Below are 23689 nucleotides of genomic sequence, written 5' to 3' on the forward strand. Positions count from 1 at the left end.
GACATGTGAATCACGATGCAGGCCTGCCACGGGTGGTGGTCTTCTCCCTCGGCGGCACCATCGCATCGACCAACACGGCTGGTGAGACGGCCGGCGGGGTGACGCCCCGGCTCGGCGCCCGCGATCTCGTCGAGGCCGTCCCACAGCTGCAGAAGGTCGCCGAGCTGGAGACCGTCTCGTTCCGTCAGGTCGCCTCCTCCGACCTGACCTTGCAGGACATCGTCGCGCTCGCCGCGCAGATCACCGGCTGCTTCGAGGCCGGAGCGAGCGGTGCCGTCGTCACCCAGGGCACGGACACGATCGAGGAGACCTCGTTCGCGCTCGACCTGCTCGTGCGTGATCACCGTCCTGTCGTCGTCACGGGTGCGATGCGCAACCCCACCCTCGCCGGGCCCGACGGACCCGCCAACCTGCTCGCGGCCGTGCAGGTGGCGGCGGCCCCGGAAGCCGCCGGCCTGGGCACCCTCGTCGTTCTCAACGACGAGATCCACGCCGCACGGTTCGTGCGCAAGACGCACACCTCGAGCCCGGCCACGTTCCACTCGCCGACCGTCGGTCGACTCGGATGGATGACCGAGGGCCGGCCGCGAATCGCCTTCCGCGCACCCACACTCGAAGGGATCCCGACGGGGGTGAACGAGCAGGAGGTGCCGCCCGTCGCCCTCCTGACGTCCGCTCTCGGCGACGACTCCAGGCTCATCGCGCAGGTGGAGACGCTCGGATACGCCGGCCTCGTGATCGAGGCACTCGGCGGCGGCCACGTTCCTTCACACGTCGTCCCGGTGCTGGCGGACCTGGCCTCACGGCTGCCGGTCGTGCTGGCCTCGCGCACCGGCAGTGGTGAGATACTCCGGGAGACCTACAGCTTTCCCGGCTCGGAGCGAGACCTGCTCTCCCGCCCGCTCATCCCGGCGGGCTTCCTCGACGGCCCGAAGGCCCGCATCCTGCTGAGCCTGCTCCTGGCGGCCGGTGCGAACCTTGACCGGGTGCGCACGGCGTTCGAGCAGATCAACACATCCATCACCGCGCCGATCGTCAGCGGAGCCCACCCCACCGCCGGCGCGACCGCCTACTAGCGACCCGATGGCCACGGGGAGGCCGGGCGTTCACGCTGCGCTCAGAACGGTGGTGGTTCGTCGTCGGTTGCCGTGGTGGTGGTGCGGGGTTCGGTGAGTGGTGGTGGGTCGACCCGGTAGGTGTGTCCGCTGGGTGTGGTCCAGATGATCGATCCGTCGACGTACTGGGTGACGCTCCATCCGGGGTAGCCCTTCAACCGGTGGTGTGGCCGGCATTTGGGCCCGAGGTTGGCCGCTGAGGTGGGGCCTTGGTCGTTGGTGGGGTTGTAGGGCTGGTTGTGGTCGAGGTCGCACAGGTGTGCGGGGACGCGGCAGCCGGGGTGTTGGCAGTACTGGTGCCGTGCGATGAGGTGTTCGGCCAGGTGTGGTGGTGGTCGGTAGCGGGTGGTGCCGTAGTCGAGCAGGGCGCCGCTGAGGGGGTCGGTGACCAGTCGCCGCCAGACGCTGTCGGGGCCGGCGGCGAGTTCTCGTGCTTGTTCGGCGGGGATGGGGCCGTAGCCGGTGAGTTCGCCGGGTTCGTTGCTGACTCCGCGCAGGGTGTCGAGCGGGACGGTGACCCGGATCTGTACCGAGACCTTGTTGGTGACCGCGGGCACTCCACCCGGGGGTGCTACCCCGGGGAGCCGTTCTGTTCCTGGCACCAGCGCCCCCGATCCGAAGGTCGGGGCGCCGTCGTTCACGGGTTCGGCCGATTCACCGGCGGCGGCGTTCGTCTCGGCGGCTTGTTGGCTGGCGTTGCTGCAGAACCCGGTCTCGCGCAACACCAGATCCACCAACGCATCCGCCCGCCGCGCCGCCATCGGCCGCTCATCCCTGCTCCCGCAGCCGCGGGCGTGCTGATCCAACACCGCGAACGTGCCCACCGCCTCCGCAGCGGGCAACGTCGCCGACAAGGTCGCCATGCCGTCGCGTTCGGGGTAGAGCACCACCCCGCGTTCACGTCGCTTGCGTTCCCGCCGCCGCACCGCCGCCTCGCCATCCACCCGCAGCACCGCCCGGCGGACCGCGGCACGCAGTTGGCCGTTGGTCTGCTCCGGTGCCCGCGGCAACACCTTCCGCTCCACCACCCCGGCAGCCGCCGCGTCCAGATCCGCGCAGCCCTCGGTGATGATCCGCGCCTTGGTCAGCGTGATCACCCCGGCGTGCAGTGCCGCGAACGTGGCGGGGAACTCCTCCACCACCTGTCGGGCCTCACCCACCCGCCACGCCACCCCACCGGGCGAGAGCCGCAGCATCAACGCCACCTCGGCCTGAGCGGACTCGACCGCCTGCACCTGGTTCATGCCCGCAGGCGGGCCTGCCTCGGCGGTGGCGACGAACCGGGCGATCTCCTCGTACTGCCGTGCCTGCGCCCAGGCGATGATCTTCTCCCAGCCCCCGATCCGCTCCAGCACCTCGAACCGATCCACGGTCGGTTCGGCTTGGGCCAGGAGCATGGTCATGGTTCCGTCGGGGGCGTACCCCGACCACGACAGCGGGGTGGTCTGCGTCTGGTCCGCAGTCTCCACAGCACCACCACTGTCATTATCGAACATGCGTTCGAGTCTAGTCGCGGGCACCGACAATTCCGGCGCCGCGCCAGGCCGTTCGATGCGGTCGGAGCCGGGAGGCCGGGTTGCCAACCCGCAGACCTGTCAGTCCGAACTTGGTCAGCGCCGTTAGGCGATCCGGGGCGGGTGACAGGCCGGCCGCGGCGGAGTCGTGCCAGATCGCGGCAGTGAGAGCGAGGAGTCGTTGGGCGATGCGGGCGCCGATGCCGTCGATGCCGCACCCGCCGTACAACTCGAGGTCGAGCCGGCCTGTGGGGGTGTCGGTGACCGACTCGATCAGTAGGCGGACCGGTTGATTGGCTGCTCGCCCGGGCGGGACCCGCGGTTGCGGTAGGACGGACCCTGCAGTACTGCACCCCGGGTGCCCTGGTCCGCGAGGACCGCCAGCCCGGGCCGCTGCGTAGTGAAGGTGGTGTCGTGGTCGAGGACCGCCATCAGGACCTGGCGTTCGTCGAGTCTCGGATCGGCCGGTACCGGTCGCTTGATCAGCGGCGACGCTCAGCGCAGGCGCTTGATGTAACCGGACTGCCCCAGTCGGTGTAGGAACTCTGCAGGCGGGGCGCTGGGCCCGAACCGTAGTCAGCGGCCCTCCGAGCGCAGCGCCTCCCGCAACCCGTCGAGCATGTCAGCGGTCTCGTTGCGCCTGCAGCCGTTTGCGCTGCGGGGTGTAGTGCCACCACGGGCGGCCCGGCCGCCCTTCGGCCTGGTCCACAGCGGACATGACGGTGTCGAGCAGGCACGGGTCGAGTCGCTCGCCGGAGGCGGCTGACATCCGCTCGTACAGCTCGACCGGATCCTGGTCCACCAGCTGCGCGATCCTGGTGATGCCGATGCGTTCGAAGTGACCGGCTACGGAACGGCCGACGTTCACGAGCGCGGTGAGATCCGAACCTTCAATCGAGGTCATTGAGCCCTCTTCTCTGTTGCCAGCCTGTCGCGTCGAGGTCGTCGGCCAGCAGGCCGATCTGCTCGGGCGCCCCCGAACACGGGAACAGCAACAGGTCGTCGGCTCCGGCCTGGGTGAGGCGACCGATCTCCTCACGCAGATGGTTGATGTCGGTGATGACGTCGGGGCGAACCCGGGGAAGATATTCGGCCCCGTAGTAGTGCGCCACGTACGCTTCGGCGGTCTCCGCCGCGCCGGTCCCCGGGCAGAAGTAACGCTCGACGATTACCCGCGGTCGTCCGGGGCGTCCGGCTCGGGTCCATTCCCGGCGGACGGCGTCGACGCCCTCTTCCAGGATGTCCAGCCCGAAAGACGGAGCCACCCAGCCGTCGGCCAGCGCGGCGGCACGGGCGAAGCCGGCGGGCACGACTCCGGCGAGCAGGACCTCCGGGCGCCCCGGTGGCAGGGCAGGGATCGGTCCGGAGGCCCCATCCACCTTGCCGTTCCAAACGTCTCGCATCGCCGCCAGGGTGGCTTCGAACGCGACGCCCCGTTTCGTCATCGCGACGTCGCTGGCTGCGTAGTCCTCGGCCCAGCCGCCCATGCCGAGTCCTACGGTCAGCCGCCCTGCGGAAAGCCGTTCAACGGAGTCGATCTGCTTGGCCAAGACGATCGGGTTGCGACGATAACCGGCATTGAGCACGGTGGTCAGCAGTTCGATGTGTTCGGTACGGGCCGCCGCGGCGGCCAGCGCCACCAGCGGGTCCAGATTGTCATATACCAGTCGGTCGATCACGCCCAACGACCGAAAGCCACGCTCCTCGCTTTCGGCCGCCCATCGTCCGATCGACGTGGCATCCGTCCCAGGCACGGCCGCGGGAAGCCCGATTCCGATTCTCAACATTCCTCCTCAGATGATCGGCCCAACGTAACCCGGCAGATCCAGCCAGATCTTGAAGGAATCGGACATGCGCCACGGGTCCCTCCGCCGCCGTCGCCGAGGAAGATCAAGGCGGACCGAGCACTTCCGGGGTGATCAGGGCGCGGGCAGCGGCGGCGAAGTACTGCTCGGAGACCGACCCGGTCAGGCCGAGGATGACGCCCTGGCTGAGACCGACGAGCAGTCCTCTGAGCGCCACGGCCAAGCGCTGCGCCTGCCGTGGGGTCACCGGGGCCTCGTTGTGGGATCTACCGGTGAACAATGCGGTCAGTCGTTCCTCGTGCGTCCGGATGGCTTCGGCGAGCTTCGCCCGCAGTTCGGGTTCTCGTAGTGCCAGGTCCTGCAGGCTGATCTCGAACGACGGGTGGCGCAGTGAGTCGCGGTCGTCGCACAAGCGGCGGTAGTGGCGGGCGAAGGTGTCGACCGCTTCGACGAGGTCGAGGCCTGCGCGGGGACGGTCTCTTGCATGCCTTCGCAGTGGGGGCCGAGGTAGTCGGTGACCATCGCGATCAGCAGGCCGTTCTTGCTGCTGAACAGTGAGTAGACGGCGCCGGCGGTCAGCTCGGCCTGCTCGGTGATCTCCTCGAGCCTCGCCGTGTGGCCGTCTGCTCCGCGACCCCTTCCGTCCGTGCCATGCGTCGTCGCGTAGTCCCCGGCGAGGTGCGTCAACAGCAGGTTGAAAGCACGGCTTGATGAACGAGAAATGGATGTGAGGTGCCCCCAGGTATGTCCACGGTGTGAAGCGCGGCCCGGTCCGACATCGGCATATGCGGATTGTTGCATTCGTCGAACCGCGCCTGCTGTCGATCCGTGTGGTGCGAAGATCGGGTCGGGATGTCCGGCCCGCAGACCGGGGGATCCACATGAAGAAGGTCATCCGCGCGGTTCGGTACGGGGCTGTCGCCCTAGCGAGCCTCGCCGCGCTCACCGCCTGCAGCTTCCAGGCCGCCGCTCCGGCCTTGCCGGTCCCGCAGGTGGGCGCGCTCGGGCAGGTGGTCGGCAGCAGCCCGCCTCCGATCGCGAACTCGATGGGGCAGGTGCAGGTCTTCGGGGGCCCGACGACCGGCACGCTGGCACTACCCACCAATCACAGCGCGGCTCCCAGCATTCAACTGCAGGCGGTCAACAACCCCCAGATCGGCACCTACGTCACCGACAGCGCCGGCATGACCCTGTATCGCTCCGCCGCGGACAGTACGAACCCGCCGCAGTCCACCTGCAACGGCAACTGTGCGGCGACCTTTCCGCCGCTGGTGGTCGGGTCTTCCGCGAAGATCTACACGGCCGGAGTCAACGCCTCCAGCGTCGGTTACGTCCAGCGGTCCGACGGCACCTACCAGGTGACCATCAACGGGTCGCCGATGTACTACTACTGGCAGGACCAGCAGCCTGGCCAGATCAACGGTCAGGGTGTCGCGAACAACTGGTCGACCGTGAGTCCGACGGGCGGTAATGCCGCATCCGGGCAGTCGTCACGTGGGCAGTCGTCAGGTCGGCAGTCGGCCGGCGGGCAGTCGTCGGGCGGCGCCGGCTCCGCTCCCGTCGAGGGAAGGCCCAACGAGCTCACGGTCTATGAAGGGGCGAATTTCGGTGGCGAGTTCACCGATTTGGAGGGAAGCTTCTCCGATTTTTCCACCGTGGACCTCAATGACAAGATCACATCTATTACCAATAATACGGGCAAGGATGTGTGTTTCTGGACCGATGCCAACTTCCAGGCGTCGGAGGTCAAAGTTCCCGCGGGCGTCACCGTGGCGCAGCTCAGCCAGCCCTTTGACGACAAGATCTCCTCGGAAAAGCAGTGCTGATATTTTCCCGAACCATGCCGGCCGCTGATCCGCGGTAGGTCTCGGCAACGAGGAGCGGCTCGGCCAGACCGAGCGGACGCCCGGCGCCTCGGCCAGGGCGACGCCGTGAGGGCATCGGCAACCGTGGCGAAAGTTTCAGGCATTTCAGACAGCTCGGGCAGGCCGGTTGCCTCGATCGGGTGACTGGCCAATACTGCCCGCACGTCATGGTCACCCGTTCGGACAAGGAGGTCTGGCGGTAGTGGGTAACCGGCACCAACGACTCACCCTGTTGGACCTGGTGGACTGCAACGCGATCGAGCACCCCGATGCCCTCGCCCTGGTGGACGGCGAGATCCGGTTGAGCTGGTCCGAGTATCGGGCGCAGGCCCGGGCGATTGCGTTGGTGCTGCTGGACCTGGGGGTGGGCCGCGGCGACGTGGTCGGCCTGCACATGGTCAACCGGGCAGAGCACGTGCTCGCTGATGTCGGCGCGGTGATGGCGGGCGCCATTCCCTGCAGCTACTACAACAGCTTGGCCGCTGAGCAGCTTGCCTGGGTTGCGGCGGACTCGGCGGCGTCGGTGGTGGTCGTCGATGCCGTCCGGCTGCCCTTGTGGCTGGCTATCCAGGAGCAACTGCCCAGGCTGAGGTACCTCCTCGTGCTCGACCTGGATCCGGATGTCGTGCCGCCGCTGGGCGTGGAGCGGTTCGAGCAGTGGGTGGCCGTGGCCTCCGAGCAGCTTGGCCAACGCGGGCCCGAGATCGACTACGCCAGCTACCAGATGCACCCGAGCGACCCGCTCACCATCGTCTACACCTCGGGTACGACGGGGTTTCCCAAGGGCACGGTCATCACCCATACCGCGGCGCTGTGGGTCATGGAGCAGGTGAACAGGCAGCTCGTCGAACATCTCGGCGGTCCGGTTCCGATCGGGTGGTCGACGGTGTCCTACCTGCCGTTGGCTCATGTGGCGGAACGATTGTTCTCGCACTACCAAGCTTTGGCCCGGGCGATCACGGTCACTTACGTTCGGGATTCCGCGAAGTTGCCTCAGATACTCCCGGCAACCCGGCCCAACCTGTTCCTCGGGGTGCCGAGGGTCTGGGAAAGAATGTACGGCGCCATCCGGGAACGAGCGGCGAATCAGAAGAGTCGCTTCCGGCGTCTGCTCGTCAACTCGGCGATCTCGGTTGCTCGCGAGGTGGGCACCGCACGGTTGACCGGCAAGAGCGCACGCTGGTGGACCCGCCTCCGGTGTCCGCTCATGGAGCGAGTCGTCTACCGGCGGCTGCGCGCGGGGCTCGGTCTGGATCGGGTGGAGCTCGCGGTCAGCGGTGCGGCGTCGCTGCCGGCCGAGGTGGTGGCGTTCTTCGCCGGGATGGGAATCACCATCATCGAGGTCTACGGGATGACCGAGACCTGCGCGATGCTCGCGCACAGTCCGCTGGACGCGCCGCGGCTGGGCAGCGTGGGGCGCGCGCTGCCGGGCGTCGACCTGTGGATCGCCCCGGATGGCGAAGTGCTGGCGAGAGGCCCCAACATCACCCCTGGCTATCTGAACCAACCGGAGGCGACGGCGGAGGCGATCGACGCGGCGGGCTGGCTGCACACCGGCGACATCGGCGCCCTGGACGACGACGGATACCTGCGCATCACCGGCCGTAAGAAGGAGCTCATCAACACCGCGTCCGGGAAGACGATCTCGCCCGCCGGCGTGGAGGGCGCGTTGTCGTCAGGCTCCGACCTGGTCGGGTCCGTCTACGTGCACGGTGATGACAAGCCCTGCCTGGTAGCCCTCGTCACACTCGATCCCGGCTGGGCGCAGTGGTGTGCAGCGCGGGATATCAGGGTTCGTTCGATCGCCGACGCGGTGGCCGATGGACGGGTGCGGCTGGAGGTGGCCCGGTGCATCGGCGCGGGTAACGCTGCCCTCTCGCGTGTCGAGCAGGTCAAGAACTGGGCTCTGCTACCGGAGGAATGGACCAGCGAGGCAGGTCAGCTCACGCCGACGTTGAAGCTGAAACGCACGGTGATCGCTGAGTGGTACCGCGACGAGATCGAGGAACTCTACGACCCGCTCACAGCCGAATCGTGGGCGGATGAGTAATTCGACGCCTGGACGGGCACCGATCACCACGAATCGTCTCTGCGGGCCGCAAGTGTCACGTCACTGACCGCGTCGTGCGCTCCTATCGCAGCCGCGTGCGGAAGGCTGGTGGCGCTGCGGATGGTGTACCGGCCGGCCGGGACGTTGTCGAAGCGGTACGCGCCGTAGTCATCGGTCACGGTCGTGTCGACCTTGCGTCCGTGCTGATCGTGCAGGGAGAGCGTGATCCCGGGGACGGCCTGCCCGGCCGCTGTGACGGTGCCGGTGAGAATGCCGAGGGTGTGGACGGGCAGGTCGACGACATGGTCGGAACCTGTCGCGGCTCCGAGTTCGATCACGCGGGCGACGGGGTCGGCTCCGGGAGTCGCGACCGCGATCGTGACGGTCGTCGTGGCGATGCCGTCGAGGCGGTAGCGACCGTCGGGGTCGGACATGGTGCTGGCGATGACCTCGCCGGCAGGATCGAGCGCGAGCACTGCGGCGGCCGGAACGGGGTGGCCGGTTTGCGGGTCGTGAACGATCCCGGTGATGCTCCTGATCGTCTTGAGCTCGACATCGATCAGCACGGAGCCGGCCCGGTCGAAGATTGTCGCGGTCACCGAGACGGCGTGCGGTTCGTAACCAGGTCGGCGGGCGATCAGGATGTAGTGGCCGGGTCGGAGGCTGTCGAACCGGAACCGGCCATCGTCACCGCTGGTCACCCGGGAGATCTGGCTACCGACGCTGTCGGTCAGTGTGAGAGTCACGCCGGACAGCGGTCTCGTTGCACTGTGGACTCGGCCGGTGAGCGATGCCGAGGGTGCTTCGTCGGTGGCTAGGGGCCCGGCGAAGACATCGTGCTGGTCCGTCACGGGATGTCCTTCCTAGTGCCGCTGCAGAACCGGCAGGGCGATGTCGTGCTGCTGGGTTGAGCCCGCTGCGACAGTCACGGCCTCGTGGATCGCCGGGTGCTCGACGGTGACGAGGGTCAGTGGTTGCACGGGTAGGGCGTCGAGCCGGTAGCGGCCGTGCGCGTCGGCAACGGTGCTGCTCACGACACTGCCGTCGATGGTGTGTGCGGTGACGGTCACCAGAGCGGGAGTGGGCCCGGTGGTCCCGTCGACCGAGCCCGTGACGACTCGGGTCAGCTCGCCCAGGGCCCGCTCGACAGACGCCCGGGCCGCTGTCTCGTGTCCGGCCATCGGCCCCGTCGGGTCCGGTGCGGTGGGGGCAGCCACGGTCTGTAGGGGCAGGCTGCGCTGCCGTCCCGGGATGAAAGCGGTGATGACGAGCGCGAGGAGCGCAGCGCCGGAGCCGACCGCCAGGACGACGCGGAACGCGTCCTGCGAGGGGAAGGTGGCGCCCCCGATCGTGATGGTGATCTGTGCGAGCACGACCCCGGCGACCGCGCTGGAGACCGAGGTGCCGATGGAGCGCATGAGCGTGTTGAGGCTGTTGGCGGCGGCGGTCTCCGACACGGGAACGGCGCCCATGACGAGGGCGGGCATCGCCCCGTAGGCGAGGCCGACGCCGGCGCCGATGATGCTGGAGACGACGACGAGTTGCCAGATCTCCGACATGAGCACGATGGCCAGCGCGTAGCCGGCGGCCACGACGAAGGCACCCCACATCAGCGTGACCTTCGGCCCCCGGGTGCGGGAGATGCGAGCGGAGACGGGAGCCATCGCCATCATGACCAGCCCGTTCGGCGCCATGATCAGGCCGACGGCGAGCATGCTCTGCCCCAGCCCGAAGCCCGAGCTCTCGGGCAGCTGGATCAGCTGTGGCAGCACCAATGACATCGCGAACATCGCGAACCCGAACACCGCCGAGGCGATGTTGGTGAGCAGGACCTGGGGACGTGCAGTGGTGCGCAGGTCCACCAGCGGTCGCGGTGTCCGTAGCTCCCATCGGCCCCAGAACGCCAGTACGACAACGGACGCCGCAAGCAGGCCCAGGGTCAGGCCGCTGCCCCATCCCCAGTTCGAGCCGCTGGAGATCACCAGCAGCAGAACCACCAGTACCGCCGAGAGTCCGACGGCTCCCAGGAAGTCGAATCGCCCGCCGCCACGGACGGGGGACTCGGGCACAACGGTCACCACGAGCACGGCGACGAGCGCGCCGAGGCCGGCGGCGGTCCAGAACAGGACGTGCCAGTCGGTGCGTTCGGCCAGGAACGCGGCCGCGGGCAGCCCGAGTGCGCCACCCACCCCGAGGGAGGCGCTCATCATGGCCGTGGCGGAGCCGAGCCGTTCCGCGGGAAGCTCGTCGCGCATGATGCTGATCCCGAGCGGGATCACACCGGCTGCCAGACCTTGCAAGGTCCGCCCGACGACCATCGGCACGAGGGTGTCGCTGAGCGCGCAGACGACCGACCCGATGACCAAGAGGACCAGACTGACGAGGAGCAGCCGCCTCTTGCCGTACATGTCGCCCAGTCGCCCGATGGTCGGCGTGGCCACTGCGCCGGCGAGCAGGGTCGCGGTGACCGCCCAGACGGCCTCGGACGCCGAAGCGTGCAGGAGCGTGGGGAGCTGCGGGACCAGCGGGATGATCACGGTCTGCATCAGTGCGACCACGATCCCGCCGAAGGCCAGCACAGCCACCACGGCGTTGGGCCGAGGTTGGGCGACGGTCTGGGCCCGGTGCCGATCTGCGTGCGACGGATCGGCGGAAGCCTGATGGACAGCGGACATGCGTCTCCCTCGTGGGACTGCGCAGACGTGACGGAGCGGCTTAAATCACCCGGTTGATTTACACTAACAGGCGCGGTTGACTGGGTCGCGTCCCGGACGATCGATCTCGAGGAGGCGCGTAGTGCGGCACCAGGCAGGTGAGCAGGTTCTGTGCTCTCCGATGGCCGGCGGACTCCGTGAGCTGCCGGTGGGGTGCTGATCGTGACCTGGAGATCGGCGGGGGCGGACCGCGCGAGCGCGACACGGGAGATCATCCTGGTCACCGCGGAGCGGCTCTTCGCCGAGCACGGGGTGTACGCGGTGTCCAACCGGCAGATCGGCGAGGCCGCGGGCCAGGGCAACACCGCGGCGGTCGGCTACCACTTCGGCAGCAAGTTCGATCTCGTACGGACGATCGTCCGTGCACACACCGCGGACATAGATCGGATCCGAGCGGCGATGGTGGCCGAGACCGCCGGTTCCAGCGAGGTCCGCGACTGGGTCGCGTGCATCGTGCGACCGATGACCGAACACCTCGACGCGCTCGGCAGCCCCACCTGGTTCGCGCGGTTCAGCGCACAAGTGATGACCGACCCCGCACTTCGGGAGATCATGGCCAAGGAGGCGCTGACGTCTCCGTCGCTCGTCGAGGCCCTCGACGGGCTCAACGGGTGTCTGCCCGCGCTGCACCTCGAGGTGCGGACCGAACGCGGTGACATGGTGCGCCAGCTCATGGTGCACATGACCGCCGAGCGCGAACGCGCACTCGCCGACGGCACCTCGACCCCCCGCGCCACCTGGCGCGACGCCGCCACCGGGTTGATCGATGCGATCGCCGGCATCTGGTTGGCGCCGAGCACCCCGCCCGCCGGGTGACGTGGTGTTCGAGGACTCGACGCACTGACAGGTACTCAGGCACCCCCACCTGGGCGGATGGCCGGAGTTAGCCTCGGAGCTGTGCATGTCCAGGAGTTCTCCGGTGAGGATCTGGAAGGCGTCGCCCGCGAGATGCCGGTGATCATGCAGATGCGTCCCGACTACCGCGGGCGGTTGGCACTACAAGGGCTGGGTGAGGCCGTCACACTCTCGCGGACGAACTCCGGAGGGTCGTTGCGGACAACCCGGACCCCACGGTTGGCCGCGAGATCATCGGGCGGCCACCTGCTGCGCTTCTGCGTGTATGGAGCCGGTCGGGGCCACGTCCATCAGCACGACCGCTTCGCCGAGCTGGCGTCCGGTACTGGTGTGCTGTACGAGGGGGCCAGCCCGTGGGAACTGCTCTCGTCGGGGGAGAGCCAATGCATGAACCTGCAGTTCTCCCGGGAGTTGCTCCCGCTCCGCACGGCTGAGATCTCCGAGGCGTGTGCGCGCAGCGTCGACCCAGCAGACCCGGCCATGCAGATGTTGTCCGGCTACCTCGGTCGTCTGTTCGAGGTGGCCGACGATCTCTCGGTGGAGCAGCGGCTGGACGCCGGGCGAGCCGCGATCGATCTGCTCGCAATGGTGTTGCGGGACGTCACGCCCTCGGTGCCGGGCGGGGACGGTCCTGATGAGGTGTTGCTCGAGATGATGCGGATGCATGTGCGCGAGCACCTGGCCGATCCGCGCCTGCGGGTCGAGGAGCTGGCTCGGCGCCACCATGTGTCGGTCCGCTACGCCTACATCCTGTTCGCGCGGATCGGGACGACGCCCGGTGCGTACCTTCGCGAACAGCGGCTACTCGCGGCACAGGTGATGTTGTCCGACCCGAGGTGCGCCTGGCTCGGGACGTCGGACATCGCAGCTGCCGTCGGGTTCGTCAACCTCAGGACGTTCGAGCGCGCCTTCCGTCGGCAATACGGAATGACGCCGACCGGCTGGCGCTGTGAGCACTGCCGCTCCGGATCCGCTCCCGCGCGCCTGGGGCAGGAAATGTCTCCGCGCTGAGGGCTCGAGCACGCGCCCCGAGAACCGGCGCCTGGCTGAGCTGACCGCTTGGAAGGGCCGTGCGCGGGCGCAGTGCCGACGGCACTACAGCTACTGCTCGCAGCGGCTGGGCTCGGAGGCGGAGATCCTCAAGTACTCCTGGGTCGACCCGCACGACGCGGCGGGCATCGCCGACCGCGCTGTGCGTGCCGGCGCCAAGCGCGTGTGCCTGGTCACGAGCGGCCGCGGGCCGGGCGAGCGCGACGTCGCCCGCATCGAGCGCACGATCGACGCGATCAAGGCCGACCAGCCCGACGCCGAGGTGTGCGTGTGCCTCGGGCTGCTCTCGGGCAGGCCGACCGGCTGCGGGCGGCGGGTGCACACGCGTACAGCCACAACCTCAACACCAGCCGGGGCGATCTTCGGGATGGGGGAGTCGGATGACGACGTGCTCGACCTCGCCTACGCACTGCGCGAACTCGACCCCGACTCCGTGCCGATCAACTTCTTGATCCCGTTCGCCGGCACCCCACTGGCCGGGCGCTGGGAACTCACGCCGGAGCGCTGCCCGCGAACGCCTGACGCGAGCCGCCGATCAGAACAGCTCGAAGTACTCGCGGTGCTCCCAGTCGGTGACGCCGTTGACGTAGGTCTCCGGGTCAGGGTTCTCGACCAGCCACGCCTCGTAGCGGCTGACCTCGCTGCGCTTCATGGTGACCAGGTAGTCGATAAAGACGCTGCCGAACTCCTTGCGGTAGAAGTCGTCGGCGGCCAGCACGTCGAGCGCCTCGCTCAGCGTGGTCGGCAGGCGGGCAACGTCCTCCGCGTAGGGATCCTCGCTGATCGGCCCCGGCGAGATCTCGCCGACGATTCCGTCGAGCCCGGCCGCGGCTTGGGCGGCGAGGTACAGGTACGGGTTGGCCGCTGCCTCGCCGACCCGGTTCTCCACGTGCGACGCCTGGTCGCCGGGTGCGCTGATCACGCGCATCATGGCGGCACGGTTGTCCTTCGCCCACGTCAGCCGGTCCGGCGCCAGCGAGTAGGGGCGTCGGCGGCGGTACCCGTTGATCGTCGGCGTGGTGAACACCGACGCTGCCCGACCGTGCGCCAGCGTCCCTCCCACGTAGTGCTGCCCGAGCGTGGACAGTGCTTGCCCCGGCTCGGGAACCATCAGGTTCTGACCGGTGGTGGCGTCGGCGATGGACGTGTGGAGATGCCAGCCGCTGGCGTAGAAGCCGGCGATGGCCGGCGTGCACATGAACGAGGCCAGGTAGCCGTTGCGCTTGGCGATCTGCTTGGTCGCCATCTTGAAAAGACTCGCCGTGTCGGCCACGGCGAGACCCTCGAGGACGTCGAAGGTGGTCTCCACCTGGCCCGGCGCCCACTCGTCATCGAAGGTGCGCAGTGGGAGTCCCATGGCCGTGATCGCGTCCCGGATCGGGGCGAGCGCATCGTCGATCTCGTCGAGGTGGTCGACGAGGAGGTAGTTGTAGCCCCGCGCCACCGGTGCCACCACGGGTGGGTCCGCGGGGATGCCGGGGCCACCCAGCGAGCCCTTGCCGAGCAGATCGTCGACCACACGGGTCAGGTACCACTCGATCTCGATCCCGGCGACGATCGTGAGATTGCGTTCCGCCAGGCGGCTCAGAGTCTGTTTGAGGATCGTCCGCGGTGCGAGGGGGAATGCCACGCCATTGGTCTGGTACAGGTCCGCGAAGACGACCGCGGTCCGCGGCGCCCATGGCAAAACGGTGAAGCTCCCCGGATCGGGCACGGCGGTGACATTCGGACTGCCGCCGAAACCGTTGATCTCCAAACCCCCGTCCGGGGTGAACGGGTTCAACACGATGGTGTTGGCCGAATCCAAGATGAACGGCGCCATCGTGATCTCGTTGCCGGCCTCGAGTGCGGCGAAGTACGCCGCACGCGTCAGCACCTTTCCGCGCAGCAGGCCGTACTGGTCGGGCCAGACGAGCCGAACGACGTCGATGCCGTGCTGCTCGACCAGCTTCCTCGACCGAGCGGCCGCCTCCACCTGGTCGGGCGCGTAGAGGCCGTGCCGTTCGATGAACGTGGAAGTGGTGAGCATGGTCATCCTTTGCAAGGGTCGTTGTTGCGGGAATCCTCGGGACGAATCGGTCGAATGCACCCTGAATGGGTTCGAGGCGAGCGTCGCCTCCATTGTCAGCCGTTACGTCATCGATGAGAAACACAGATCCCAGCTAGCAGCCATCGAAGAACGTGCTAACAAGGGGTGATGGAGCTCCGGCAACTCGCGGCGTTCACCGCCGTCGCAGAGGAGGGCAGTTTCACCGCCGCCGCGAGGCGTATGCACGTGGTGCAGTCCGCGGTCTCGGCGACGGTGCGCACACTCGAGCGCGAGCTGGACGTGCGGCTGTTCGACCGGACCACGCACCGCGTCCAGCTCACCTCGGCAGGGCGGCTGTTATTGCCCGAGGCACGGCGCACACTGGCCGCGGCCGCGGCCGCCCGCAACGTGATCGACCAGGCGCATGGTGGGCTGCGCGGCACGGTGCGGCTGGGGATCCTGCAGTGGCACCGTGATTTCAGCGTGCCGCGGCTCATCGCGGAGTTCCGCACGCAGCACCCGCACGTCGAGATCGAGCTGCACCGCGGCGACAGCACCAGCCACGCAGCGGCTCTGCACAAGGGGCAGCTGGACCTGGCGTTCCTCGCTGTGGACCCCGACGTCTTCCCTGACCTGTCGCTCGTTCCCCTGGCGCAGGACACGATGCTGGTGGTCACCCCGCTCGACCATCACCTCGCGGGCCGGACCTGCGTCGACCTCGCCGCGACCGCCGACGAGCCGTTCGCCGAGACCCCACCAACGTGGGGCATCCGCATCTTCAACGACCGCGCCTTCCGGGCGGCCGGTCTCGAACGCAGGGTCGATTTCGAGGTCGCGGATGTCGCGACCGTGCTCGACTTCGTCCGCTACGGGCTGGCCGTGGCGATCGTGCCCTCGGGGGTGCTCGACCGCATGTCGGGTGTGAGCGCGATGCCCGTACGAAGCGGTGCCCAGGTGCTCACGATCTCGCTCGCCACGGTCGTCCAGCGGGATGTGTCCGCACCCTGCCGGGCCTTGCTGTCCACCGCCTGGCGGCTGGCCGGCGACACTCCTGACTGAATCCAGGCGGCAGCAGCGGCCGAACTCGCCTGACAGCGGCTTTTCTGTCGGGCGGTTTCTCCCGCGGGTCAGACGCGGAAGAAGACGGTCTCCTCGTTGCCCTGCAGGGCGATGTCGAACCGGTAGCGGGTGGTCAGGTCGGTGCGTTCGGGATGGGCGAGCAGTGTGCGACGGCGGTCGGCGGGGAGAGCGGCGAGCACGGGGTCGGTGGCGTTGCCGGAGGGGTCGTCGGCGAGGTAGACGCGGGTGATGACGCGGTCGTTGAGTCCGGATGTGAACAGTGACAGTGCGATGTGTGGTGCCGCGTCGGTGGCGGCGTTCGTGCGGGGTCGTGCGGTGCGCAGCCGGTAGTGGCCCGTGGATCCGGTGCTGGTGCGGGTGAACTGGCCGTTGCTGTTTCCCCGGGGGTCGGGTTGCCAGGTTTCGATCAGGGTGTGGGGGACGGGTTTGCCGGCGCCGTCGTAGACGGTGCCGGTGAGTTCGATGGCGATGGGGTCGTTGTCGTGGGCGGCGTTGTGCCAGTGCGATCGAAGGAGTGCAGGGGCGAAGAAGGGGCCGATGGTTTGCGGTGGCGTCTGCCAGGTGTCGGACACGGGTGCTGTGTGTGGACGGTGTGCGGGGAGCGGGTGTGGGACGTCGGGCAGGACGATGTCGAAGCGGTAGCCGCGGGCCCAGCCGTTTTCGCCGATGGCGTGGTCGAGTCGGCTGATGAGGTGGGATCGCTGTGGTTCGGGGGCGGCTTGCACGATGGGGTCTTCGCGGAGGAGCGGGTCGCCGGGGAAGTACATCTGGGTGATCAGGCGTTGGTTGAAGGTGGTGCCCATGACGGAGAAGTGGATGTGGGGCGGGCGCCAGGCGTCGCATCGGTGATCCGAGCGGTGGCTGCCGGGCATGATCGTGGTGAAGCGGTACCACCCGTCGGTGTCGGTGAGGCAGCGCCCGGTGCCGGTGAAATTGGGGTCGAGCGGGCCGTCGTAGTGGTCGGCGGGGGCGGCGTAGCGCCCGGCCGAGTTGGCCTGCCAGATCTCCACCAGGTTACGGGTGATCGGGCGACCGCTGGTGTCCAGCACCCGGCCGCTGACCACGATGCGCTCCCCGATCGGAGTGCCGGCGTGTTGATGGATCAGGACGTGCTCGGAGTCGCTGGTCGGGCCGAAACCAGTGATCGGCCCGGTCGTCTCGGTGGCACAGTCGGGAAGCCGGACGAGGGCATGCATCGGTGCACGCCCGAGCGCGGGGGCGTACGCCGGCGTGAAACGAGGCAGGGGCCCGGTGTTGCTGTTCCGGTGTCGGCGCAGCCGGCCGCCCTTGCGGGAGTCGATTTCAGCCTGTCGCAATTTCAACCTCGCTTATGAGTTCCTGGAGTGCGCGAAAGGCGTGGTGCGTCCGTGATTTAACGGTACCGGGAGAGACGCCGAGTTCTTGAGCCGTCTCGGCAACCGAGCGGCTTTTGAAATACCTCTCTATCAACACGTCGCGATGCTTGGGTGTGAGCTTGTCGAGCGCATCGGCGAGTGCTCGGCGCTGCAAGGCCCGGTCGACGTCGTCCGCGACATACGCCGCGTTCGGCACCTGCTCGTGGGGCACGGTCGCCGGCTCCTTGGAGCGTGCTCGCCAGATGTCGATCAAATAGTTGCGGGCCGTGGCGTACAACCACGCCCGCAGCGCGTCGGACCCGGGTTCGAGATGACCGGCCCGCCGCCAGGCACGCACAAGCACCTCCTGTACGACATCCTCGGACATGGTGCGATCCCGGGTGAATCGAAAAGCAAATATAAACAGTGGTACGGCCGCCTGCTCGTACACGATTCGAATGAAGTGATCGGCATCTTTGTTCACGCTCATCCTAGTTCTGCCCGTACTTTCGGGGCGACCGAGGTGCCCAGCAGTTCGATGGAGCGAAGTACCTCCCGGTGGGGGATCCCGCCGAGGTCCATTTGTATGATCTGTCGGCTGTGGCCGAGTTCTTGCTGAAAGGCGATGAGCCGGTCGGCGATTTCACTCGGCTCACCGACCATGGTCATGCCGCTGGGGGCGTAGTTGGCGTCGAAGTAGGCTCGGTCGGGTACCGCCCGGCCGACGGTCCTCAGCACCGAGCTCTCATACCGGTAGAAGTTCTCCTTGGCGGCGCGGCCGTCGTCGGACACGAAGCCGTGCGCCGCGACGGAGACCTCGAGGCGCGCCGGGTCGTGGCCGGCGCGGCGGCCGGCCTCGCGGTAGGCCGTGGCGACGCGGGCCCAGTGCTCGGCGGTGCCGTTGAGAATGCCGTACGCGATCGGCAGTCCGAGGTCACCGGCACGTATGGAGGATTCTGGGCTGCCACCGGAACCGAGCCAGATCTTCATCGGCGGATCTGCGCGGGGCACCACCAGCGCGTCGCGCAGCGGTTGTGCTCGGTGCGGCCCGTCCCAGGTGACCCTCTCTGCTGCATTGACCGACAGCAGCAGGTCGAGTTTGGCCGCAAACAGTGAGTCGCGGTCCTCCAGCGGGTAGCCGTACAACGGATATGAATCGGTCCCCGATCCGCGGCCTGCGGTGATCTCGACACGGCCCGGGGCCAAGGCCGCCGCCGTGGCGTGCTGTTGATAGACCCTCACGGGGTCGTCGGTGGCCAGCACGATCACAGTGCTGCCCAGTCCGATGCGCGTGGTCACGGCGGCCGCTGCGTTGATGACGGAGGCGGGCGAGGAGATCGGCATGATGTGGCGGTGATGCTCGCCCACGCCGAAGAAATCCAGCCCGACCTGTTCGGCCAACCTGATGTTCTCGAGCAGATCACGAATTGCTTGCGAGGTCGGGCCGAGGCCTTCGCCGTCCGACAACGGCGTGTTGCCGAAGCTGTAGACCCCCAGCTGAAATGTCATCGAGTCTGCTTCCGCTCCCGCAGGTCATCCGTGGAATGCGGGCGAATCGGGCACATCCGGTGGTCGGGCATGAACGTCCTTCCGAGAACCGTCGAGTCAACTCAGTTGACTGCATCGGACCCTCAGCGTGGACGGCATTTTCTGCTCAGCGTGCAGGCATTTCCTGCTTCAGGGTTGCGGCAGTTGATCCGGGGTGGCAGTGCTCACAGCGCCAGCTGCCAGGTGTCATTCCGTACTGCCGCCGGAACGCCCGTTCGAACGTCCTGAGGTTACGGAACCCCGTCGCAGCAGCGATCTCCGGCATCCCGAGCCGGGCGCATCTCGGGTCGGACAACATCGTCTGTGCCGCGAGTAGCCGCTGTTCGCGGAGGTATGCGCCGGGCGTGGTGCCGATCCGCGCGAACAGGCTGTAGGCGTAGCGGACCGATACGTGGTGGCGCCGTGCAAGCTCCTCGACGCGCAGGTGCGGGTCGGCCAGGTGTTCGCGGGCATGCATCCGCATCATCTCGAGCAGCACGTCATCAGGGCCGTCCCCGCTCGGCACCGAGCTGGGTGTGACGTCCCGCAGCACCATCGCGAGCAATGTTCCTTCCTTTCGTCGCCGGCGGTCAGGGTGTGTCACGGGCCGGCCCTGAATCCCCGCTTCACAGGCCTTGAATACGTCCTCCGTCGATCACGTTGGCCGTGCCGGTCATGAAGGAAGTGTGCTGAGAGCAAAGAAAAGCTACGATTCTCCCGAAATCTGCCGGATCGCCGATATATGATCGATCCTGGGCGCCGAGCTCCACCGCGCGGTCGGTCGCATGCGCACCCGGGCAGACGAGATTGAGCGTCACCCCCGATGCCACGAGTTCGTTCGCCGCGGTCTTGGCCCATCCCCACAGCGCCGGGCGGGCGGTGTTGGACAAAGCGAGGTTTTCCATCGGCTGGCGAGCCGAGCCCGAGGCGATCAGGCACACGCGTCCCCACTGCTGCTGGACGAGGATCGGTCGAGCGGCACGCACCAGCCGGATGGCAGAGAGTGCGTTGGCCGTCATCGCGTCGAGAATCTGCTGGTCGGTGAGGTCGAACGCTCCGCCCGGCTTGGGGCCGGCGTTGTTCGCCACGACGATGTCGAGGCGGCCGAATCGGTCGAGTGCACGGTTCACGAGCAGGCTCGGAAGACGGTCGTCGTTCACGTCCCCGGCCACGATCTCAACCTCTACCTCGACGTCGTCGCGCAGCCGCTCCAGTTGCTCGGCCGAACGCGCGTTCACGACAAGGCGCACTCCCTCGGCAGCCAGCGCAACGGCCGTGGCCCTGCCGAGTCCTCGCGAGGCGGCGGTGACGACAGCGACGCGATCGGCAATCCCTAAGTCCACCTGACTAGTATACTTTTCGGCTGTACTAGTCGGCCAAGTCGTGGCCGTCGTCACGGAACACGGCGGTCCGTCCGTCAGCGGTGAGGTCGTGGGAGGGTGGCCCGGTCACCCCAGGGCTGAGGAGGGCCTGTCCCGGCTGAGCGGTTTGATCATCGGGCCGGCAGCGGCGGCTTCCCGGATTGCCTGGCGGAACCTTTGATCCGAGGCGCGGATGTGTGCGCACATCAACTGTGCGGCCTTGTCGGGATCGCCCTCGGAGATCGCGGTGAAGATCTGGTGGTGCTCGGCGATCCTCTGCGCCGTTGCTTCGTACGGAATAACGACGCCGGCCGTGGCTGCGGCGGTGACGCTGCGCAGACCCTCCAGCATCGTCCGGGTGCGATGGAGTCCGGCAAGCTCCGCTGCCGACAGATGGAACTCCTCATCGAGGGCGAACATGTGCTTACCGGCGGTGTCCTCGTCCTGGCGCCGAAGGGTGTCGGCGAGTGGAGCGAGATCAGCTGGAGTGTGGTTGGTCGCGAGTGTGCGCACCACCAGCACTTCGAGCTGCTCGCGTAGGGCGACGATCTCGTCGATCTCCGCGTCGGTGAACTCGCGGATCCGGTACCCGCGCCGGCGGGCTGCGATCACGACTCCATCGCGCTCCAGTGCCTTGAGCGCCTCCCGGACGGGCGTCCGTGACACGCCGAGGAGCTCCGCGAACTCGGTTTCCGAGTAGAAGCGCCTCGGGGTGATCGCGCGGTCGCGCAGCGCTCGCCGTAGCGCTTGGTAGGCCTGGCGCCCGAGAGAGGTCTCGCCGTCCTGGCTGTCGTCATACATGTGAGATACCCGCGTACCTGCGTGGAGCTAGATGAGACACTAGATCAGCATACTAACCAACTGCACCTTGCGCCGTGTTCGCGTGGATCGGGACGACGCCCTGTCGCGGCTGCTGTCGGGCTCCTCGACCTCCGGACGTTCGAACGGACATTCCGACGCCGGTCCGGGATGGCGCCGAACCGATTGCACTGTGAGCAGGAAATGTCTCCTCGCTGAGCAGGAAACGCCGGTTTCACCGGGGCCGGGCGGGGTCAACTGAGGTCATTCGATGTTTTCTCGGGAGGGCGTTTCATGTCTCGCCGTCGCGGAGTCCGGACATGGGGATATTGGACATATTCCACGCGATTGAACCGGTGAAAATCGGGATATTGATGACAAGTAGCATGAAACACCACAGTGGTATACTAGATTTCCTCTTAGGGAAACAGGTCCGGATCGTGATCGAGCCGAGTCGCCAGAGGTCGTGATGGTGGTTATGTCGACTCCCCTACCGGGGCTCACGGTGCACAGCATTCGAGGCGCCACTCAGATCGCCGCCCGCACCGGCGGTCACGGACCAGCAGTCCTGCTGCTCCACGGCGTGGGAACCGCCAGCGCATCGTTCTGGGCTCAGTTCGACGCCCTCAGCGCCACGTTCCAACTGATCGCATGGGACGCCTTCGGTTACGGAAGATCCAGCGATCCTCCGATCCCCGCGCCACTCGACGACTACGCGGACGCGGCGGCGGCCTTGCTCGACGCACATGGGCGACACGACGCACATGTGGTCGGGGTCTCGTGGGGTGGTGTCGTCGCGACGCGGTTGGCCCTGCGTCACCCCCAGCGCGTTCGTACGCTCGCACTGGTTGCCTCGACGTACGGCCGTCGGAACAACGAGGCACTACATGAGGAGTTCGTCGAGCGGATCGACTCACTTCGGCGCGATGGGGTCCGCGCGTGGGCGCAGGCTCGGGTCGACCGGCAGGTCTCGCCCGAGGCGCCACCGGAGTTGCGGCGCCGCATCGTCGAAACCGCGGCTGCATCGGTCCGGCTTGCCGGTTTGGCGGCGGCGATCCACACCATGGCCGACACCGATCACCGTCCTCAACTCGGGGCGGTCCGCGCGCCGACGATCGTGCTGTGCGGCGATCGCGATCTCATCACCGGACCGGTCGAGAGTCGCGTGTTGGCGGAGGGCATATCCGGGGCCGAGCTCGTGCTCGTGCCGGGCGGGGGCCACCTGCTGAACCAGGACAAACCCGCCGCGGTCGACGCGGCGCTCCAACGACATTGGCATGTGTTCGACGGTCATGAAGGAGGTAAGGCATGACAAGCACGCCGGAGGTGCAGCAACGGATTGCGCCCGAATCTCTCGTCCGCGACGGTGGCGCCGAGGTCGGGATCAGCGCTTTCCATGACGAAGGTGTGTATCGGGCGGAGCTGGAGAAGATCTTCGCGAAGTGTTGGCTCTTCCTTGGCCATGAAAGCCAGCTGCGCAATCCCGGGGACTACATCTCCGCTCGGATGGGCGAGGACGAGGTCGTCGTTGCGCGGAGCTCCGCAGGACGGATCCGCGCCTTCCTCAACAGCTGCCGCCATCGCGGCGCGAAGGTCTGTCGCGCCGATCACGGCAACTCGCAGGCCTTGCGGTGTCCGTACCACGGTTGGACCTATGACCTCGACGGCAATCTGATCGGTCTGCCCCGCCTCAAGACGGCCTATCTGGGTGAGCTCGATCGTGCCTCGATCAGACTCGTCGAGGTCGCCCAGCTCGACACGGTGCACGGCTTGATCTTCGCCACCTGGGATCCGCAGGCGCCGACGCTCGCAGAGTATCTGGGCGACTTCATGCCGTACCTGGATCTCCTGCTGGGTCGGTCGGAAGCCGGCTTCGAGGTGATCGGAGGGGTTCACAAGTGGACCATCGAGACGAACTGGAAGATCCCGGCGGAGAACTTCTCGGGCGATGAGTACCACTTGCCGTCGACCCATGCCTCGGGTGTCGAGGTGGGACTGCGCAATCGCGTGACCGAGTACGGGCACACCATCCACGTCGACGAGGGCCACGGTTTCACGCGGGAGAAGGGGGGTGCTCTGCAGGGCACGGCTGCGGTCACGGAGTACACCGAGTACGTCCGGAAGATGCAGGCGCGGATCGTGCAGAAGGACCCCGGACTGGCGGAGTTCGTTCCGGTGGGTGTCGGCACGATCTTTCCGAACCTCTCTTTCTTGGACAGCATGCGGTTCACGACGCTGCGCGTGTGGCAACCGGGTGGCCCGCGCCGGGTCGACGTCAACTCCTGGTGCCTGGTGGACAGCGCGCTGTCCGCGGAACTGAAGAACGCGGCCATGCGCCAGTACATCCTGTCGTTCGGCCCTAGTGGGATGTTCGAGCAGGACGACGGTGAGATCTGGACCTCGATCAGCGAGGCCACTCGTGGGGTGATCGCTCAGCGTCATTCGTTCGACTACACGATGGGGCGGGGCCACGAGGTACCGGTGAAGGACCGAACCGGGGTCGCTTTGCCGGGCGTGATGGGCGAGGCCTTCCTCACCGAGGCGAACCAACGGTCCTTCTATCGACGTTGGCGTCAGCTGATGGAGCGGTGA

At 67.6% G+C, this 23689-nt stretch carries 20 protein-coding genes and 2 pseudogenes; 8 read left to right on the forward strand and 14 right to left on the reverse strand.

Annotated features, from left to right (window positions below; translation table 11 throughout):
- Nucleotides 1-5: 5 nt before the first annotated feature.
- Entirely contained in the window at nt 6-1076 is a 1071-nt protein-coding gene (locus ABD743_RS10400) for an asparaginase (protein WP_344721146.1), read from the forward strand.
- 41 nt (nt 1077-1117) lie between these two features.
- Here ABD743_RS10400 and ABD743_RS10405 read toward each other — a convergent pair whose 3' ends face one another.
- The 5 genes and pseudogenes from ABD743_RS10405 to ABD743_RS10425 form a co-directional block, all read right to left on the reverse strand.
- A complete protein-coding gene (locus ABD743_RS10405; protein ID WP_344721147.1) occupies nt 1118-2611 on the reverse strand; it encodes an HNH endonuclease signature motif containing protein in 1494 nt (497 codons plus the stop codon).
- A gap of 137 nt (nt 2612-2748) precedes the next feature.
- Nucleotides 2749-3094 (reverse strand): annotated as a pseudogene (locus ABD743_RS44440) (IS982 family transposase); the annotation flags it as partial.
- Between the two features lie 157 nt (nt 3095-3251).
- Entirely contained in the window at nt 3252-3533 is a 282-nt protein-coding gene (locus tag ABD743_RS10415) for a helix-hairpin-helix domain-containing protein (protein WP_344721150.1), read from the reverse strand.
- Nucleotides 3520-4416 carry an LLM class flavin-dependent oxidoreductase gene (locus ABD743_RS10420; RefSeq protein ID WP_344721152.1) on the reverse strand — a complete coding sequence of 299 codons (897 nt, stop codon included), beginning with the start codon at nt 4414-4416 and terminating at the stop codon, nt 3520-3522. The genes ABD743_RS10415 and ABD743_RS10420 overlap by 14 nt, the downstream gene beginning before the upstream one ends.
- Before the next feature lie 103 nt (nt 4417-4519).
- Nucleotides 4520-4846, reverse strand: a complete 327-nt coding sequence (locus ABD743_RS10425; RefSeq protein ID WP_344721154.1) for a hypothetical protein — start codon at nt 4844-4846, stop codon at nt 4520-4522.
- Between the two features lie 469 nt (nt 4847-5315).
- On the opposite strand from ABD743_RS10425, the gene ABD743_RS10430 reads away from it, so the two are divergent.
- Nucleotides 5316-6260 carry a peptidase inhibitor family I36 protein gene (locus ABD743_RS10430; protein ID WP_344721156.1) on the forward strand — a complete coding sequence of 315 codons (945 nt, stop codon included), beginning with the start codon at nt 5316-5318 and terminating at the stop codon, nt 6258-6260.
- Nucleotides 6261-6426: 166 nt separating this feature from the next.
- Nucleotides 6427-8349, forward strand: a complete 1923-nt coding sequence (locus ABD743_RS10435) for an AMP-dependent synthetase/ligase (protein WP_344721157.1) — start codon at nt 6427-6429, stop codon at nt 8347-8349.
- 23 nt (nt 8350-8372) lie between these two features.
- Here ABD743_RS10435 and ABD743_RS10440 read toward each other — a convergent pair whose 3' ends face one another.
- Both ABD743_RS10440 and ABD743_RS10445 read right to left on the reverse strand, forming a co-directional pair.
- Nucleotides 8373-9200: an MSCRAMM family protein gene (locus ABD743_RS10440; RefSeq protein WP_344721159.1), complete on the reverse strand. Its 828-nt coding sequence runs from the start codon at nt 9198-9200 to the stop codon at nt 8373-8375.
- A 339-nt stretch (nt 9201-9539) separates the two neighbouring features.
- Nucleotides 9540-11024: pseudogene (locus tag ABD743_RS10445) on the reverse strand (MFS transporter); the annotation flags it as partial.
- A gap of 201 nt (nt 11025-11225) precedes the next feature.
- Between ABD743_RS10445 and ABD743_RS10450 the strand changes: the two are divergent.
- Nucleotides 11226-11879, forward strand: coding sequence for a TetR/AcrR family transcriptional regulator (locus ABD743_RS10450; protein ID WP_344721161.1), 654 nt, complete (start codon nt 11226-11228; stop codon nt 11877-11879).
- Nucleotides 11880-11960: 81 nt separating this feature from the next.
- A complete protein-coding gene (locus ABD743_RS10455) occupies nt 11961-12929 on the forward strand; it encodes a helix-turn-helix domain-containing protein (RefSeq protein WP_344721163.1) in 969 nt (322 codons plus the stop codon).
- A 574-nt stretch (nt 12930-13503) separates the two neighbouring features.
- Here ABD743_RS10455 and ABD743_RS10460 read toward each other — a convergent pair.
- Nucleotides 13504-14997: a glutamine synthetase family protein gene (locus ABD743_RS10460; protein WP_344721165.1), complete on the reverse strand. Its 1494-nt coding sequence runs from the start codon at nt 14995-14997 to the stop codon at nt 13504-13506.
- Between the two features lie 168 nt (nt 14998-15165).
- Here ABD743_RS10460 and ABD743_RS10465 point away from each other — a divergent pair, with 168 nt between their 5' ends.
- Nucleotides 15166-16056 carry a LysR family transcriptional regulator gene (locus ABD743_RS10465; protein WP_344721167.1) on the forward strand — a complete coding sequence of 297 codons (891 nt, stop codon included), beginning with the start codon at nt 15166-15168 and terminating at the stop codon, nt 16054-16056.
- 68 nt (nt 16057-16124) lie between these two features.
- On the opposite strand, the gene pcaG is transcribed toward ABD743_RS10465, so the two are convergent.
- The 6 genes from pcaG to ABD743_RS10495 form a co-directional block, all read right to left on the reverse strand.
- Nucleotides 16125-17393, reverse strand: coding sequence for a protocatechuate 3,4-dioxygenase subunit alpha (pcaG, locus tag ABD743_RS10470; RefSeq protein ID WP_344721169.1), 1269 nt, complete (start codon nt 17391-17393; stop codon nt 16125-16127).
- Nucleotides 17380-17895: a sigma-70 family RNA polymerase sigma factor gene (locus ABD743_RS10475; RefSeq protein WP_344721171.1), complete on the reverse strand. Its 516-nt coding sequence runs from the start codon at nt 17893-17895 to the stop codon at nt 17380-17382. Before ABD743_RS10475 ends, pcaG begins: the two co-directional genes overlap by 14 nt.
- Nucleotides 17896-17897: 2 nt before the next feature.
- Entirely contained in the window at nt 17898-18878 is a 981-nt protein-coding gene (locus ABD743_RS10480) for an LLM class flavin-dependent oxidoreductase (protein WP_344721173.1), read from the reverse strand.
- 187 nt (nt 18879-19065) lie between these two features.
- On the reverse strand, nt 19066-19494 hold the full coding sequence (locus tag ABD743_RS10485; protein ID WP_344721175.1) for a helix-turn-helix transcriptional regulator: 429 nt from the start codon (nt 19492-19494) through the stop codon (nt 19066-19068).
- A gap of 70 nt (nt 19495-19564) precedes the next feature.
- Entirely contained in the window at nt 19565-20281 is a 717-nt protein-coding gene (locus tag ABD743_RS10490) for an SDR family oxidoreductase (RefSeq protein WP_344721176.1), read from the reverse strand.
- Between the two features lie 105 nt (nt 20282-20386).
- Nucleotides 20387-21100 carry a GntR family transcriptional regulator gene (locus ABD743_RS10495; protein ID WP_344721178.1) on the reverse strand — a complete coding sequence of 238 codons (714 nt, stop codon included), beginning with the start codon at nt 21098-21100 and terminating at the stop codon, nt 20387-20389.
- Nucleotides 21101-21602: 502 nt separating this feature from the next.
- On the opposite strand from ABD743_RS10495, the gene ABD743_RS10500 reads away from it, so the two are divergent.
- Nucleotides 21603-22409, forward strand: a complete 807-nt coding sequence (locus ABD743_RS10500; RefSeq protein ID WP_344721180.1) for an alpha/beta fold hydrolase — start codon at nt 21603-21605, stop codon at nt 22407-22409.
- Nucleotides 22406-23689 carry an aromatic ring-hydroxylating dioxygenase subunit alpha gene (locus ABD743_RS10505; protein ID WP_344721182.1) on the forward strand — a complete coding sequence of 428 codons (1284 nt, stop codon included), beginning with the start codon at nt 22406-22408 and terminating at the stop codon, nt 23687-23689. Before ABD743_RS10500 ends, ABD743_RS10505 begins: the two co-directional genes overlap by 4 nt.

The sequence above is a fragment of the Pseudonocardia yunnanensis genome (assembly GCF_039534065.1).
Taxonomy (GTDB): domain Bacteria; phylum Actinomycetota; class Actinomycetes; order Mycobacteriales; family Pseudonocardiaceae; genus Pseudonocardia; species Pseudonocardia yunnanensis.

Excerpts from the sequence above, each read along its gene's own strand:
- ABD743_RS10405 (WP_344721147.1), bottom strand. The coding sequence starts at position 2,611 with ATGTTCGATAATGACAGTGGTGGTGCTGTGGAGACTGCGGACCAGACG.
- ABD743_RS10415 (WP_344721150.1), bottom strand. The coding sequence starts at position 3,533 with ATGACCTCGATTGAAGGTTCGGATCTCACCGCGCTCGTGAACGTCGGC.
- ABD743_RS10420 (WP_344721152.1), bottom strand. The coding sequence starts at position 4,416 with ATGTTGAGAATCGGAATCGGGCTTCCCGCGGCCGTGCCTGGGACGGAT.
- ABD743_RS10430 (WP_344721156.1), top strand. The coding sequence starts at position 5,316 with ATGAAGAAGGTCATCCGCGCGGTTCGGTACGGGGCTGTCGCCCTAGCG.
- ABD743_RS10460 (WP_344721165.1), bottom strand. The coding sequence starts at position 14,997 with ATGCTCACCACTTCCACGTTCATCGAACGGCACGGCCTCTACGCGCCC.
- ABD743_RS10465 (WP_344721167.1), top strand. The coding sequence starts at position 15,166 with ATGGAGCTCCGGCAACTCGCGGCGTTCACCGCCGTCGCAGAGGAGGGC.
- ABD743_RS10485 (WP_344721175.1), bottom strand. The coding sequence starts at position 19,494 with ATGGTGCTGCGGGACGTCACACCCAGCTCGGTGCCGAGCGGGGACGGC.
- ABD743_RS10495 (WP_344721178.1), bottom strand. The coding sequence starts at position 21,100 with ATGTATGACGACAGCCAGGACGGCGAGACCTCTCTCGGGCGCCAGGCC.
- ABD743_RS10505 (WP_344721182.1), top strand. The coding sequence starts at position 22,406 with ATGACAAGCACGCCGGAGGTGCAGCAACGGATTGCGCCCGAATCTCTC.